This is a genomic window from Gemmatimonas phototrophica (assembly GCF_000695095.2).
GTDB lineage: Bacteria > Gemmatimonadota > Gemmatimonadetes > Gemmatimonadales > Gemmatimonadaceae > Gemmatimonas > Gemmatimonas phototrophica.
Genome location: NZ_CP011454.1, coordinates 2,384,416 through 2,400,493 on the forward strand (window position 1 = coordinate 2,384,416; position 16,078 = coordinate 2,400,493).

Annotated in this window: 11 protein-coding genes; 1 reads left to right on the plus strand and 10 read right to left on the minus strand. The window is 63.4% G+C overall.

Annotated features, from left to right (window positions below):
* Nucleotides 1-215: 215 nt before the first annotated feature.
* A complete protein-coding gene (locus GEMMAAP_RS10135) occupies nucleotides 216-2,048 on the plus strand; it encodes a peptidyl-prolyl cis-trans isomerase (protein WP_026850658.1) in 1,833 nt (610 codons plus the stop codon).
* Between the two features lie 81 nt (nucleotides 2,049-2,129).
* Here the strand turns inward: GEMMAAP_RS10135 and GEMMAAP_RS10140 are convergent, their stop codons facing one another.
* The 10 genes from GEMMAAP_RS10140 to tatC form a co-directional block, all read right to left on the minus strand.
* Complete coding sequence (locus GEMMAAP_RS10140; protein ID WP_053334470.1) at nucleotides 2,130-2,384, minus strand: Sec-independent protein translocase subunit TatA/TatB; 255 nt, start codon at nucleotides 2,382-2,384, stop codon at nucleotides 2,130-2,132.
* Between the two features lie 11 nt (nucleotides 2,385-2,395).
* Complete coding sequence (locus GEMMAAP_RS21225) at nucleotides 2,396-2,674, minus strand: DUF4321 domain-containing protein (protein WP_026850657.1); 279 nt, start codon at nucleotides 2,672-2,674, stop codon at nucleotides 2,396-2,398.
* Entirely contained in the window at nucleotides 2,674-3,678 is a 1,005-nt protein-coding gene (locus GEMMAAP_RS10150; RefSeq protein WP_026850656.1) for a polyprenyl synthetase family protein, read from the minus strand. Before GEMMAAP_RS10150 ends, GEMMAAP_RS21225 begins: the two co-directional genes overlap by 1 nt.
* Entirely contained in the window at nucleotides 3,675-6,761 is a 3,087-nt protein-coding gene (locus GEMMAAP_RS10155; protein WP_026850655.1) for a tetratricopeptide repeat protein, read from the minus strand. Before GEMMAAP_RS10155 ends, GEMMAAP_RS10150 begins: the two co-directional genes overlap by 4 nt.
* Nucleotides 6,762-6,837: 76 nt before the next feature.
* Nucleotides 6,838-8,115: an imidazolonepropionase gene (gene hutI, locus GEMMAAP_RS10160; RefSeq protein ID WP_053334469.1), complete on the minus strand. Its 1,278-nt coding sequence runs from the start codon at nucleotides 8,113-8,115 to the stop codon at nucleotides 6,838-6,840.
* Nucleotides 8,116-8,130: 15 nt separating this feature from the next.
* Nucleotides 8,131-9,123, minus strand: coding sequence for a radical SAM protein (locus GEMMAAP_RS10165; protein ID WP_026850654.1), 993 nt, complete (start codon nucleotides 9,121-9,123; stop codon nucleotides 8,131-8,133).
* A 10-nt stretch (nucleotides 9,124-9,133) separates the two neighbouring features.
* Complete coding sequence (gene hutU, locus GEMMAAP_RS10170) at nucleotides 9,134-10,795, minus strand: urocanate hydratase (protein ID WP_026850653.1); 1,662 nt, start codon at nucleotides 10,793-10,795, stop codon at nucleotides 9,134-9,136.
* Nucleotides 10,795-12,312, minus strand: coding sequence for a histidine ammonia-lyase (gene hutH / locus GEMMAAP_RS10175; RefSeq protein ID WP_043581626.1), 1,518 nt, complete (start codon nucleotides 12,310-12,312; stop codon nucleotides 10,795-10,797). The genes hutU and hutH overlap by 1 nt, the downstream gene beginning before the upstream one ends.
* Before the next feature lie 38 nt (nucleotides 12,313-12,350).
* On the minus strand, nucleotides 12,351-15,314 hold the full coding sequence (locus tag GEMMAAP_RS10180) for a putative LPS assembly protein LptD (RefSeq protein WP_026850652.1): 2,964 nt from the start codon (nucleotides 15,312-15,314) through the stop codon (nucleotides 12,351-12,353).
* Complete coding sequence (gene tatC, locus GEMMAAP_RS10185; RefSeq protein ID WP_075071482.1) at nucleotides 15,311-16,075, minus strand: twin-arginine translocase subunit TatC; 765 nt, start codon at nucleotides 16,073-16,075, stop codon at nucleotides 15,311-15,313. The genes GEMMAAP_RS10180 and tatC overlap by 4 nt, the downstream gene beginning before the upstream one ends.
* Nucleotides 16,076-16,078: the final 3 nt, after the last annotated feature.

Here is a 16,078-nt window from a genome sequence, read left to right on the forward strand (position 1 = left end):
GGTGAAACATGGCGGCACTGGCGAAGACTGGGAATTCTTCGCCTGCAACCGGCGGGAAGTCAATTGTGATCACGTGAATAGGAAGTCGTGGCGTGTCTTGCCTTTAGGAGAACGCGCTGGCTAGCTTTCCAGACTCTTCGGTACACGCCCGTCTCCAGGGAGGTGCGTGTGCCTTTCCGTTTGCCCGTTTTTTCCGACCGAAGGAGTCACGCCCCGTGCTGCAATCGATGCGGAGCGCCGCGAAGTACATCTGGATCATCCTCATCGTGGCGTTCGTTGGCAGCTTCCTGCTGTACGAGACCTCGGGCTTGGCTGGTCGTGCTCCGGTGACCACCACCACGTCCATCGCCACGGTGAATGGCGAGGAAATTCTCCTCACCACCTGGCAGAACGCTGTCACCGCGCTCGAACAGGAGCGCCAGCAGCAACTGGGCAGCGCCATCACGCTCGATGAACGGCAGCAGCTCGAAGAGCGTGCGTTCAACGAACTCGTGACGGATCTGCTGCTGCAGCAGGAATACAAGCGTCGGGGCATCACGATTACTGACGACGAAATCCTCCAAGCGGCACGAATGGCCCCGCCCCCCCAGGCAATGCAGTCCCCGGACCTGCAAACCGATGGCCAGTTCGACATGCAGAAGTACATCCGGCTGTTGAGCAGCCCCATGGCGCGCCAGTCGGGCATGCTGGCAGGTCTTGAGGCGTACTATCGCAACGAGATCCCCAAGCAGAAGCTGTTCGACCAGATCGCCAGTGGGGCGTACATTTCGGACGAGCGTCTCTGGCAGGTGTATCGTGACCGTCACGACAGCGCCACGGTGAGTTACGTGGTCCTCTCCACGGCGGCCCTTACAGATACGGCCGTGAGTGTCACAGACGCGGAGATTTCGGCTTTCTACGAACGGAACAAGAAGCGGTTTGAGCGCCCATCACGGGCGGTCGTCTCCCTGCTGACGGTTCCCCGGTCCGTCACCGCCGCGGACTCCAGCGACGCCAAGGCTCGCATCGACGCCTTGCGTGCCGAAATCGCCGGTGGCGCCAAGTTCGAAGAGGTAGCGACGCGCTCGTCCACTGACTCGGTCTCCGCCCTGAACGGCGGGGCGCTGGGTCGTGGTCCCAAGGGCCGCTTCACCCCCAAGTTCGAAGACGCCGCGTACGCACTGAAGGTGGGTGAGATCTCGCAGCCCGTGCTGACCCCATTCGGCTGGCACATCATTCGTGTTGATGACAAGAAGGGCGATACGTTGGACCTCCGGCACATTCTGGTGACCATTGGCCAGAGTGATTCGAGCGCGACGCGCACCGATCGCCGGGCCGACTCGCTGGCCAGCAAGGCGGGTAGCCAGGAAGATCCCAAGGCGTTTGACGAGGCCGCCAAGATGCTCGGCCTCACTGCGGCTGCGGCCGTGGTGATCGAGAAGGAGCCGCTGTCGTTCGCCGGCCGCTATGTCCCCAGCGTCAGCGCCTGGGCCTTCTCCGGCGTGCGCCCGGGAGAAACCTCGGACCTGTTCGATTCGCCGGATGCGTATTACATCGCCCGGTTGGATTCACTCTCGAAGGGTGGCCCGCAGCCGTTGTCGGCAGTGAAGGAGGACATTCGTCGTCGCCTGTCACGTGACAAGCGCGTCGAGAAGCTGCGCCCGATGGGCGAACAGTTGGCCCAGGCGGCCAAAGCGTCCAGCCTTGAGGCCGTCGCGGCCCAGCGAAACCTGCAGGTCGAGAAGTCTGCGCCGTTCGCGCGCGTGGATGCTGTGCCGGGACTCGGTCAGTTCACTCCTGCCATCGGTGCGGCGTTCGCGGCCCCTGTGGGTCAGGTGGCTGGCCCGTTCACGGCGCTCGAAGCCATGGTCGTCATGCGGGTGGATGCCCGTACGGAAGCGAATCGGCAGGCGTTCGAAGCCGAGAAGTCCATTCAGCGCCAGCAGTTCCTGCAGTCGGCCCGCCAGCAGAAAGTCGATGAGTTCCTGACCAACCTGCGTGAGAGTGTGAAGGTCGATGACCGTCGCACGGAAGTGCTGTCGCAGTTGCGTCGGCAATCAGATAGCTGACACGCAGTAACCGAAAAAGCGCCCCCGCGAGCTGAGCTCGCGGGGGCGCTTTCTTGTGTACCCCGGATGACGGCGTTGCGACTACTGCAGTAACCGCTTGGGCTCCGGACGCTCTTCCTCGCGAGCCGCGGTAACCGGGGTGCCCGGGGCGATCTGCTGCTCCGTGCGCGGCGGCTCCGTGATTTGTCGCTGCGCATCACTGAGGTTGCGCTTGAACTCGTTGATGCCCTTGCCGAGCGATCCCGCAATTTCCGGGATGCGCTTCGCCCCGAAGAGGAGAAGCACGATCACCAGAATGATCATGATCTCCATGAAACCGAAATTCTGTAGACCCATGGGAAACGCTCCTAGAAGAGGGACCGCGCGATCAGGTAAGCGATCAATACCCCGAGGAGGCTCAGCAGGGAGACATCCAGGGCGACTGGTCCAACCGCAAACTTCAATATAATCAGATCCACGGGAAGTGGACCAACCGCCGGGGTGACCCCCGTGGTGAGGAACTCCTTCACGGCCCCGGCAGGGAGGAAGCGACGGGCGACCTGGGTGAGCAGCCCCCCACTTACGAAACCGGACGCCAGTACCAACAGGTGAAACACCGGACGATGCTTTGATGGTCCCTTGGCCATTACCAGCGACGCTCCACCACGTAGCCAATGGCATCCATCAGCGACGATTTGGAAGGTCCTTCCGGGAGCTCGGCCAGTGCGTCTTCGGCCTCGCGGGAGTACTGATCGGCTCGACGCCGGGCAAATTCCAACCCGCCGTGATCCCGCACAATTGCCACGACTTCGGCAATGGCTTCATCGTCCGGCTCTGGGGACGCAAAGAGGGCATCCACGCGACTCCGCGCGGCCGCAGGCATCTCGCGAAGCGCCGCGATGAGCGGAAGCGTGACTTTGTGCTCCTTCAGATCCAGACCGCTGGGCTTGCCGGTCATCTCCTGCTGCTCCGTATAGTCGAGCAGGTCGTCGGCGACCTGAAACGCCATGCCCAACCGCTCACCAAAGCGCGTGAGTGACTCGCGATGCTGCGGCGCACCACATTGCGCTCCCACATCACATGCGGCCATGAACAGTGCGGCAGTCTTGGCGCGGATCAGTGTCTCGTAGTCGCTCTCACTGAACGACAGCGCATCGTACTGCGCCAACTGTCGGATCTCGCCCAGGGTCATCTCGTTTGACGCGAACGTGATCGCTCGCATTGCGTCGAGATCTCCGATGGTCACCAGTTCCCGCAAGGCCCGCAGGTACAGGAAGTCACCCATGATGACCGAGACCTGATGGCTGAACAGGGCATTCAGCGTGGGCATGCCCCGGCGCAGCACGGAATGATCAACTGCGTCGTCGTGGACGAGCGTGGCGAGGTGTATCAGTTCGATAATGGCCGCGAAGGTGATCGCCTTTCTGGGCGATTCCCCATCGACACTGGACGACAGTAGCAGCAACGTAGGGCGGAAGAGTTTCCCCTTCATCCCCATCAGGTGCTCCTGGACATTCTGCACAAGCGGTACGTCTGCCGAGACGATACGCCACAACTCCTCCCCCACCGCAGTGAGGTCGGAGCGTACAGGTGCCTGGATGTCGCGCAATGCGGCGGCCAGCGCGGACGGAGTCCGCGTGGAAAGCGTCATCGGGAAGCCTGCTCGAGTGCCGCCAAGCGGGCGGCTACGTCACGGAAGTTGATATCGGTCGCGTACACGCGCTGAAAATAGCTACGGGCCTCGTCCCTGCGCTGCAGGGCTTCGCACGAATATGCGAGAAGATAGAGGACTCCAACGCGCTGGTCATCATCCAGTCCGGGTTCGTGGAGCGCCCGGGACAGGACCGTCGCGGCGACCTGGAATCTCCCCTGCTCCACGAAACATTGCCCCAAAGCCTCGTACGCCGGTAGCCGGTGCGCACGACTTCTAAGCGCCTTCTGGAATTCGGCGATCGCGTCGTCGAGCAGTCCCATCTCCTTGTATGCCACCCCAAGGTCGTAGTGACTCTCGAAATCGTCCTCACCCAATGAACGCGAGACCCCCTCCTTAAAGTGCCTGAGCAGGGAATCAAAATCCGCCTGTTCGTCGCCACTGATGGCCGGCTCCCGCATGCGCATGCGGGTATCCACCGGCTTGTCATCATCACGTAGCCAGTCGGCGAGATCCACGAAGCTATCGTCGGGCCGTGCGGCTACTGCCGGGGGGGGCGGAGGCGGCGCGGCGGGGCCGAGGGCCTCGCGCGCTCGGTCGTCGTAGGGGTCAATTTCGAGCACCCGAGCATAAACGGCGCGGGCGCGACCCTCCTCGGCCATACGAACCAGAGCATCGGCCAGATCCAGATAGGCCAGCCGCAACCGCTGCTGGTCATTGCTGCGGACGGCCAGCTCCACCCGTTTTTGGTGGTACGGGACCCGGTCAGGGCTCACATGCACCAGTTCGTCGGCAATATCCGAGGCCGCCACGAATTCGCCGTCATTCACCAGCCCGGTCTGGGCCGTTTCCAGCTCCGCCAGCGCCGCGTCTCGCTCGCCCGCCTCGAACAGCGCCTCGGCCAGTCGCCGGCGCAGCAGCCAATTCTTCGGCAGCCGGGCCACCGCTGCGCGGAGCGCATCCCGTCGGGAGGACGCCACACTGGTTGCCGCTTCAGCCACGGCAGCAATAGGCAAGGCAGGCGTGACGCTCACCGGTCGGCGAGGCACCTCGTCGGCACCGGCGTCCTCGTCCTCAACGGCTTCGGGGTCGAAGATCGTCTCGGCCGCATCATCATCGACGTCGAAGGTATCGTCTATACCGACGACCGGCTCCTCAGATCCCCTCCCGGCGGCCGATGCCAACGGCCATGACGCCGGCGCTTGCCGATCCGCGGCGCCGGCGGCCGCATCTGCGGGTTCGGTGGCGACCGCCTCCACCGACAGGGGCGTGTCGCGCAGAGCGCTCAGCGCGTCAGCGACTGCCGAGTCGGTGTCGGGAGCCGGCGAAGACGTCGAGACGGAGAGCCCCGCGTCAACAATGGCGTCGTCCAGCAGGAGAGGGGGGAGCTCGCCTGGCAGAATGAAATCGTGCGGATCCAACCGGAACGGCGGCCGGTACGGCTCCAGCTGCTCTTCCACCTCATCGATTACGTCGTCGATGTGGGCCAGAACCGCTGCCGGCGGGACCTCCGTCAGCACCACGGCCGTGTCGATGACTAGCTCTTCTTCCTCGACTTCCTCTTCTGTGGACGTGATTGCTGGCGCCACGATCTCCGACTGCAGCATCGGCATCGGCACGATGGGCGTAAGCACCATCGGCAGGACCGGGATCTCTTCCGCTTTCGCCGCGTCTTCAGCCAGCTCCACCAATTCCCGACCCGCCGCAATGGCGGCATCGAGCTCCGGGACTGATTCTACCTCCAGTGGCTCGATCGAGAGATCGTGGACATCGATCTCGGCGTCCTCAACAAAGGCCGGCACGTAGGCTGGTGTCTCGGTGTAGATCGCCCGGGCCACCCCCTGGTCGTTCGCCGAATCCTCGTAATCTTCGATGACAGCGTCATCGAGATGGGGAAGGTCCGGTTCGTTATCGGGGGGAAGGATCCACGTCACATCGGTGGCGTGAAGAGACGGATCCACATCCAGCACCGGGCTCAGCACCTCGTCGGGGGCAAAGCCCTCCAGCACGGGCGTGCCCTCTAGGTCTGCGAACTCGCCATTGGCCTCCAGCCCCTCAAGCGCTGGTACCGCACGATTCGCCATGGGCGTGGGGGCCGCGCGGTCAACAAACGGCTCCACCAACGGCTCCACCAACGGCTCCACCCACGGCTCGGATTGGACCGACAACGCGTCGATCACCGGTGCGTCAAGCTCAAGCGGCAATGCCATGGCGGACGAGTCGGCCATGGTTGGATCGACCGCAGCGGGTTCCAGCTCCACGCCCGTCTCTGGCGTGACCGGATCGACGACATCGACGGGAGCGAGGTCAGCGAGCGCCGGGGCCGGTTCGACCGTGGGCTCCAGCCCTTCCATGGTAACGATCAGCGCCGCCGACAACGGCGTAATTACCGAGGCGGTGGGCACCACCGTTTGTGACACCGGGGTCGGAATCTTTGCCGTTCTGGCCGGCGTGCGCCGTGACGCCTCGCCGTAGTCCACATCGAGGAACACCAGGTCCTGGGACTTCTGGTCACGCACCACCGTGTTGGACGCCGGCGTGGGCTGCCGGTCGGAGCGGAGCGGTGTCTTGCGGCGCGGAAGGGCAATCCCTGAGCGTGCCGCAAGGTCATCGACCATGGTGCGCACGTCGTTGAGCTCCGGCATGAGATCGAGCACTTCCGCCAGCGCCCGGATCCCCTCCTCAATTCGCCCATCCTGCTGCATGCGGGTGGCGTATTCGAGGAAGTTCCGGGTGGCATCTCCGCGGAGTCCCTTTCGCGCCGAGATGCGTCCGAGCGTGAAGTACACGTTGGCCCGCCCCGGTGCATTCCGCAGGATCTTGTTGCAGAGGGCAATGGCGTTGTTGAAGAGGCCGGACGTGGCGTAGTGCTCTACCGCCCGCTCGTAGTACGTGATGGCGTCGGGGACGCGCCCCTGCCGGAGCGCGAGGTCGCCCACCTTGTTGTAGAGGGCAACGTCTACGTCCTCGCCAGCCGACTCGCTCTCCTCAATGGCCTTGACGTACGAGGCAATGGCGCGGTCGATCTGCTTGAGCTGCTCGAACTCAGCCGCCTTCTTCCGATACTTCGCGGCGTTGGACATGAATTCGGGGCAAGCTCCAGAAAGCAGGAAAGTTCACAGCCGGAAATGGCCGCAGCGACACCAAGCTATCTACGGCTCAACCTGTCACGTGACAAGCACGTCCGCCGCGCCACGACCCGATACAGAGACGCTCGCCAAACCAGTAAGGCAACGCTCGGTAGTCCTCTACGGCGTGGACCGCGATATCGGCCTTATATCCCGGGGCAAGCTGTCCGGTTTCCCCCGCCAGCCCCAGCGCGGCCGCACCATTCACCGTTGCAGCGACCCACGCTTCAGCGGCGGACATCCGCAATTCACTGACAGCGAGCGTCAACACCAGCGGAAAGGCCTGCAACGGCGATGTCCCGGGGTTGAAGTCGCTGGCCAAGGCAACGGCCGCCCCCGCCTCCATCAAGGCGCGTACGGGCGCCTGGCGCCCCGTCCCAAGGAACAACATCGTCGCCGGCAGGACAGTCGCGACCGTGTCGCTGGCGGCCAGCGCCGCCACACCGGCTGGCGACACCGCCGCCAGGTGGTCCACGCTCACTGCGCCCAGCTCCACCCCTAGCGCCGCCGCCCCGCCGTCGTGCAACTCGTCCGCATGCATCTTGGGGCGCAGCCCCAGAGGCTTGCCGGCGTTTAACACCAGCCGCGTTTCCTCGGCGTTGAACACTCCGGGCTCGCAAAAAATGTCGGCGAACGTCGCCAGCCCTTCCGAGGCCACCTGCGGGAAAATGTCCCGGGTGATGGTCTCGATCCATGCCGCACGCCCATCGGTGCGCTCGCGATACTCCAGGGGGATCTCGTGGGCCGCTAGACAGGTGGCCACGACGCGCATGGGGCCTTCCGCCGCTAGGCGGGCAATGACCCGCAGCGTCCGCAACTCATCGTGGGGGGTGAGACCGTACCCGGATTTGATTTCGATGGTCGTCACACCCCCGGCGGCGATGCGGGCTAGTCGGGGACCAGCCAAGGCATACAACTCCTCATCGGACCGTGCGCGCAGATCGCGCACCGAACTGTGAATTCCGCCACCGCGCCTAGCGATTTCCATGTACGGCACACCGGTGGCGCGCAGTTCGTGCTCGCTGAATCGCGCGGCGCCAAAGACCGCATGGGTGTGTGAATCCACGAATCCGGGGGCCAGTAGCCCCCGCTGGCAATCGACCTCCGCGGCGTTGGGAATCTGACGACGCAACGCGTCATCTGACGCCGTGGCGACAATGCGATCCCCCTGCACCGCCACCCCCAGCCCGGCATGTACGCCGGCCGCCTGCATTTCGATGCCACGGCGGGCCCGCCCGGGGCCGGCACACGTGATGGTCTGGGCCGCGTTGACGAACAGCGTCGTGGGGTGCGCGTGGAGAGAGGTCATGGCAACCGTGCGTCGCTACTCGGTGGGAGTGACTGTAGCCATGACGTCCCGTACGCGGGACGCGAGGCGCAAGGGAGCCTGTGCCTCACCTCGGCAGGCGTAGAAACAGGCGTTGCAGTTGATGGGCTCATACCCCCGGTACGAATCCCACGGGCCGTCCGGCTTGAAGTCGGGACACCGCCGTACCTGCCCCTGCGGGTCAATGTGAATGGTGGTGGACCCGCTGTGACAAGGCTCGTTCATTTCGCCGCGGACATAGCGCGGGATCTGTTCGAGATAGTAATCAGAGTTGGTAATGACGCCGGCGCGCTTGCGCTTGTAGGCGAGCAACGCGTCGACCACGCGCTGGACTTCGGCCGGATCGATCGCCTGCAGCACGTGCTCTTCGTTGCCATTCTTGAGCGCGGTGTAGACGGAGAAATTCACCCCTCCACCCATGGCGGCCGCCTTCTCCACAATAGGGAGAATCTGATCGAGATTGTCGTTCTTGATCACGGTATTGAAGCGCACGCCGCCAATGCCGGCCTTCCGCATACGCGGCACGAGATCGAGAATCTTTTCGGTCAACCCCGGAATACCGCGCGCCGTGTCATGTCGACCATCGAGATAGTCGAGGGAGATATTGAATTGGTCCACCCCTGCATCCCACAGCGACTGCGCCCGCTCGAGGGAGAGCATGCCGGCGTGCGTAATGAGCTGCACATAGGTGTAGCGTACGGAGCTGCGGACGGCACGCACAATGTCTTCAAGATCACGCCGCAATGTGGGCTCGCCACCGGTGAACGTGACCAGCATGGGACTGAAGTGCTTCGCGATCTGCGCGAAGTTGGCCCATTCCCGTTGCTTCTCGCTGGCCGGCGTCTGCCAGTAGTCGCAAAACCCACAACGCGCATTGCAGCGCATCGTGACTTCAAAGTTCAGCAGGACCGGCCGTCGCCGAAGACGTAACCACGCATACTTGGCCAGAAAGATCGGAACATGATACGGCTTATACCGGCTGGACAGCATCAGGACTCCATCACTGTTCGCGCATGGGCAAGCGAATACCCTCACGCGCTGCCGTGTCCAGCGCAATCTCGTAGCCCGCGTCGGCGTGGCGCGCCACGCCAATGCCCGGATCATTCGTCAGGACGCGCTCCAGTCGGCGCCGCATGCGCTCGGTTCCATCAGCGACGATGACCTGCCCGGCGTGCAGCGAATTGCCAATGCCCACGCCACCGCCGTGATGGAACGAGACCCAGCTTGATCCGCTGGCCACATTCAGGAGCGCGTTGAGGATGGCCCAGTCGGCAATCGCATCGCTGCCGTCCTTCATGGCTTCCGTTTCGCGGAAGGGCGACGCGACGCTGCCTGTATCCAGGTGATCCCGACCAATCACAATGGGCGCCGCCACCTCACCGCGCGCCACGAGGTCGTTCAGTGCCAGCGCAAAACGCGCGCGCTCGCCCTGTCCCAGCCAACAGATGCGAGCCGGCAGTCCCTGAAAAGCAATGCGTTCCTGCGCCAGCGTGATCCACCGCGCGAGCTGCGCGTTGTCCGGAAACATCTCCAGCGCCAGCGCATCGGTGCGAGCAATGTCGGCCGGGTCGCCGGAGAGGGCGACCCAGCGGAATGGCCCCTTCCCTTCACAGAACAAGGGACGGATATACTCCGGGACAAAGCCCGGAATACGAAACGCATCTTCAAGTCCCGCATCGAAGGCGACCGTACGGATGTTGTTGCCGTAGTCGAAGGCCACCGCGCCGCGATCCTGCATGGTGCGCATGGCGCGCACATGGGCCACGATGCTCGCATCTACCCGTTCGAGGTACGCGGCCGCATCCGCTTCGCGCAGTGTGCGCGCCTCTTCGAGGGAGAGCCCGGACGGGATATATCCCACCAGCGGATCGTGCGCGCTCGTCTGATCGGTCACCACGTCCGGGGTCAGACCACGGCGGACGAGTTCCGGAAGTACGTCGGCGGCGTTGCCGAGCAACGCCACCGAGAGACCGGCGCCCGCGGTCTGCGCCTCGCGCAGCCAGACCAGGGCCTCGTCCAGCGATGAGGTGCGGCGATCGCAGTAGCGGGTGCGGATGCGCATATCGATACGACTCGAATCAACCTCCACCGCCAGCACGGCGGCGCCGTGCATGGCCGCGGCGAGCGGTTGTGCGCCACCCATACCGCCCAGACCGGCCGTCACCACGAAACGTCCCGCCAGTGTCCCACCAAAATGCCGCGACGCGACCGCGCCGAAGGTTTCGTAGGTCCCCTGCACGATGCCCTGCGAGCCGATGTAAATCCACGACCCGGCCGTCATCTGTCCGTACATGGTCAGCCCGAGTTTTTCGAGCCGACGGAACTCGCTCCAGGTGGCCCAGCGCCCGACGAGGTTGGCGTTGGCAATCAACACGCGGGGCGCATCACTATGGGTGCGAAAGACCGCCACCGGCTTGCCACTCTGCACCAGCAGCGTTTCGTCGTCGTTCAACGACTCCAGCGTGCGCACGATGGCATCGAACGCGTCCCATGATCGTGCCGCCCGCCCGGTGCCTCCGTAGACCACCAGGTCATCGGGCCGTTCCGCGACATCGGGGTCGAGGTTGTTGATGAGCATGCGCAACGCCGCTTCCTGCTCCCATCCCTTGCAGCGCAGCGCTGCCCCACGCGGGGCGCGCACTTGTCGCGGTCCACTGGTCATCAGATCACCACCGACGTCGTCAGGCTGTCAAAGGCTCCGGACGCCATGGCGGCACCAAGCCGGGCAATATCCGGAGCGGGCGACCGATCACCACTGGCGGGCGCCACCTGCGCACGCACCAGTGCGTGCGCAGCTTCCACCGCCATGCTGCTCCGCAGCGGCCGGCGATGCTCAAGCGCTTCGGCACCGGCAATCAGTTCGATCGCCAGCACATGACGCAGGTTTCGCACGGAGCGACGAAGCTTGAGCGCTGCGTTCATCGCCATGGGAACCACATCTTCCTTGTTACCGTCGGTGGGAATCGAATCCACACTCGCCGGATGCGCCAACAGTTTGCACTCGCTGGCGAGCGCAGCGGCGGTAACCTGTGACATCATGTGCCCCGACTCGAGGCCGGGGGACGCCGCGAGAAAGGGCGGTAGCCCCTGATTGAAATCGGGGTGCACCAGCCGATCAATACGCCGCTCACTGATGACGGCCAGGTTGGCCGTAATGATGGCCAGCATATCGCTCGCCATGCCCACGGCCTGTCCGTGAAAATTCCCACCGCTGAGCAATTCGCCGGTGGCGAGCACCAGCGGATTGTCGGTGGCGGCATTCAGCTCGCGCTCGATGATGTCACGCGTGAAGCGCAGCGCATCCAGCGCAGGGCCATGGACCTGCGGCACGCAGCGCAACGCATATGCGTCCTGCACCCGCGGATCACCAAAGCGATGCGACTCGCGGATTTCACTCCCCCCCAGGAGCACGCGCAACAGCGCGGCAGATTCTGCCTGCCCCAGTTGGCCGCGTGCCTCCTGAATCCGGGCGTCAAAGGCGTCGGGCGTTCCAAGCAGCGCCTCCAGTGTCATGGCCGTCGCGACATGGGCAATCCCCCAAAGTCTGATCAGCTCAGCACACGCCAGCCCGGCCACCGCCGTATGCGCCTGCGTGCCATTGATGAGCGCCAGCCCCTCTTTGGCCGCCAAGGTCACCGGCGTGAGGCCTACCTCTGTCATGAACACCGAGGCGAGATCTTCCCGATCGCCGAATCGTGCCGGCCCTTCGCCAATGAGCGCCAATGCCAGATGCGCGAGCGGCGCCAGATCCCCACTGGCCCCCACACTGCCCTGCTCAGGAACGACCGGCCAGATGCCGGTATTCAGCATCCCCAGCAGCGTATCCACCACATCGGGGCGCGCGCCGGCGTAAGCGGTCGCCAGGACATTGGCCCGCAGCAACATCATGGCCCGCACCTCCCGCTCAGGCAGCGGATCTCCCACGCCAGCGGCATGACTCCGTACCAGATTGCGCTGCAACGCCGTCAGCTGCTCGAGCGGAATGGTCACCTCGCTCAGCTTGCCGAAGCCGGTATTGATGCCATACACCGGTGCGCCGCGATCCACCGCGCGATCAACAACCGCACGGGTCTCAACCATGCGCGCACGTGCTTCGGGCGACAGCGAGACGGGACGCCGGGCGTCGGCGACGGCAAGCAGGTCGGTCAGGCGGAGGGAACGACCGTCAAGATGCAGCACAGGCAGGACTCCCTCGCCCGGAAGGGCGAAGCAGTGCCTCAGAAGTTGCTCGACCGATACGTTTGGCGGTCGTAGTTGAACTTGAGGTCAGGTTGGGCTTTCAACGCGATGAAGAAGTTGAAAGCGAAGTTACCACTCGGGGTCTGCGAGAACGAGAAGACGGCACTCCAGTCGTGCAACTGGCGCTGCAAGCCAATCTGTTGGCTGGCAAAGCGAGCCCGCTCCACATCATACTGGGTGGTCCACTGCGCGGACCAATTGGGGGTGATGCCGAACGACATGCTGGCATTCACACTCTGCACCGGAGGCTGGCGAACAAACGGGGCACCAATGGCACTTTGTCCCGTCCCGAGTCCCGTGGGTGGCGACGTCTGGGCGTTGAGGAAACAGCGCTCGTACGCAGCGATGCCCTGAGAGCGGAAAGGCTCACACTGTTTGACCGGATCCACCTCGATAACCAACCCGTTGCCAACGGGCGCACGCTGGCGCGCCGCGTTGTACTGGATGTTGAGGTTCCATCCCTGGTCCGAACCCGGCAGCGCCGACTGCATCCCGCGCATAGCGCCTCCCCCGGCCGCATTCATCTGGCGTGTTTGGCGTGTGATGTTCTCCTGCGACGCCGTTTGCCGAGGATTGATGGACGCGCTATCCGCCAGATCCGGCACCTCCTTGCCCAGCAACTTCGCCAGAAAGCCAAAGATGGCCGATTTGCTGTTCAGGGAGAACGTGACCCCCATGTCGGTGCGGTACGGATCGAAGACCGCCGTATCGGAGGCCGGGTCACCCTGAAAGAGATCGTAGCTGGCGCGGAAATCGAGCCCCGGCAGCAGATCCGTCCGTCCGCCAATGGAGAACATCTTGTCGGTGAATCCGTTGCCGGTACTGTCGGCCCGCACAAAGTCCCAACTCAACGGCGAGAAATTGAGCGACAACAGCTTGATCTTGCGTCCCTGATCGGGTTCGGAATCGGTGGGGGCGCGCAGCTTGGCTTCGAGATTGGTGGTCAGGTTGAGCGAGACGCGATTCTGCGCCAGCGCCCCCAGGTACCCCACGCGCGTGCGTCCGATGGCCTGCAGATACTCATCGCTTACCGAGGCCGCGGGGGAATAGCTGTAGCTGATCGCCGGCGTGATGGCGTGCCGCAATTTTGAGATGGGGCCGATGCCGGGGAGCATGGCATAGAGCGTGGGAGACGCACTCAGGGCGTAGCTCAGCCGCTTGCTCTGTGACACCCACTTGCCACCGCTGCGTTCGGTGCGGACAAAGAGCCCCCCCTGATCCACATTGGCCACCGATACGCTTGGGGACACGTTCCACGTGCCCTGAAAGAACCGCGGTAGATTGAACGAGGTGGTCCAATCCACGTTGGTTTCAAAGGTCCGGGCAAACACACGGATGCTCCGCACCGACGTATCGCGCACACCAATGATCTCGCGCTGCTCGGGGTAATCGCGGTACTGCTCCGTCACGGTGAACGAGTTCTGCCACTGGAAATCCCAGAGCTTGATGGGCGTATCGAATCCGAACTGCATGTTGCGGCGGCTCGCATTGAAGCGCGCACTATCCACGCCGCCACTGTTGTTGATGTTGTAGACAAATGGGAACTGCAGTCCCTGGTCGATCTTGCTCGACCCTGAGATCCCCAAACGCAAAGATGGCGTCCACGAGACCGGTCCGGCTTCGAGCGTCCCTGTGGTCACATTGAGCTGCGGGAAGTCCATGTCCACTTGCGGACGTCCCGGATATTGCACTCGCGAGCCACCCACGTTGATGGAGGCTGGCCCAATCTTGGTCTGGTAATTCAGCTGCGACCGGATGGTGGCATTGGCGGCCATCGGGTTCACGGTCGTATTGCGTTGAATCTGGGTGTTCTGCACCAGGTTCATACGCGCCGTCAACTTTGTATTTTTCGAGAAATCCTGGTTGTGATTCCAGGTCCACGACGTATTGCTGGTCCCGTTCCGGAGCGCCATGTATGACATGGCCAGCTCTCCGGTAATGAACCGGTTCACCCAGCGGTAGCGCATGTCGGCATTACTGCGCAAAAACCCGGGGTCGATCTCGGAACTGCGGGCTCCCGAACGCCAGTCCATGGAGACTTCGGCGTTCATGTAATCATTGATCGCAAAAAAATAGCCAATGTTCTGCACACTGCGGCGATACGACGGGCTGTTCCGGAACAATTCGGCCACGCCGAAATTCGGCGTCAGCATGCCGCTCCGGCGACCGGACCGCACATCCTGGAAGAAGAACGGGATCCAGAACACCGGCACTTCGCCGATGTACAGCACCCCCGGGCGCGCCACCATGACATTCTGCGACACGAACTTCATGTCGCGCGTCGTGAAATGGAAATGCGGCTCGGCGTGATCGCAGTACGTAAACGAGCCGTTCTTGGCGAACACCACGTGGCGACCGCTGACGAGCGTATCCGATAGGATCGTGCTTTCTTTGGCTGTGAGAAACAGACGCTGGCCACTCACCACCGATGTCGAGAACCCATTGGTGAACCCTTGCCGCGCCTCAAGATCGTATTCGATCCGTGAAGAAATCACGTCATCGGCGTCCTGCGCCGTTGGATCGCGCAGGAGTACCGTGTCGCCAGTCGCGACGACCTTCTTCGTCGAATCGTTGTACTGGATGGAATCGCCCACCAGCATCGTCTCGTCGCGAAGTACCGCCGACGGCTTTCCCTTGAGAATGAGAATGCGCGTATTGGCATTGAACTTCACCGTATCGCCCTGGTACTGCACCTTTCGGTACCCTTCCAGATCGAGCAGCGCGCGCATGGCGGAATCGGGGGCAGTCCACTGATACACCCGCGAATCCTTGGACAGCGGCCTCGTACTATCCTGCCCGGCCGCAGGCTGCCCCACGCCTGCCGGTCGCTGAGGGCGCTGCGGGGCGCGCTGCGCCTCTGCAGGAGCGCTCGCCACGAACAGCCCGGCCAGCACCGCCAGCCCGGCGCGCCACCAGCCGCGACGGGTGGGGCACTTGGTCACGCGGCCTCGGCGGCAAGGCTCCGCTCGCGTCGCCGCACGATGAGCTTTGAGACGGTAATTGAGACTTCGTACAGCCCGTAGAGCGGGATGGTCAGCAAGAGCAACGACGTAGGATCACTGCCGGGCGTAATGACAGCCGCGGCAATAAGACACCCGACGGCAGCGTGGCGGCGAAACTTTGACAGGTACTCCGGCTGCACGATGCCCAGCGCAGACAACAGGGCGATCACCACCGGCAGTTCAAAAATGGCGCCGAAGGCGAGACACATCGAAATGATGAGACCGATAAAGCGGTCAACCGTTGGCATGACCACAGCGGCTTCGCTTTGAAACGAAAAGAAGAACGCGAGCGTGACCGGCACGACATACTTGAACGCCAGCAGCATACCGAGCAAGAACAGCACGGCCGCGCCAACGAGTGCCGGGATCACGACCTTCTTTTCGTGCTTGTACAACGCCGGCGACAAAAAGCCCCAGATCTGCCAGGCAATCACCGGCGACGCCGCAATGAGCCCGAGCGTGATAGCCGCATCCATGGCGATGTCGAAGAGATCACCCGGCGCCGTTACGATCATAGGCCCCTTCAGGAACGGCCGAATGGGCTCCGACAGAATGGCCACCACATCGATCTGCTTGCTGAAGATCAGCACAAAAGACACACCGATCCCGATGGCCAACGCCAAGGCGATCTTGAAAAGGCGCCAACGCAGCTCCTCGAGGTGCTCGAGGAACGGCATTTCTGCAGGGCTACTACCGGTCATGCG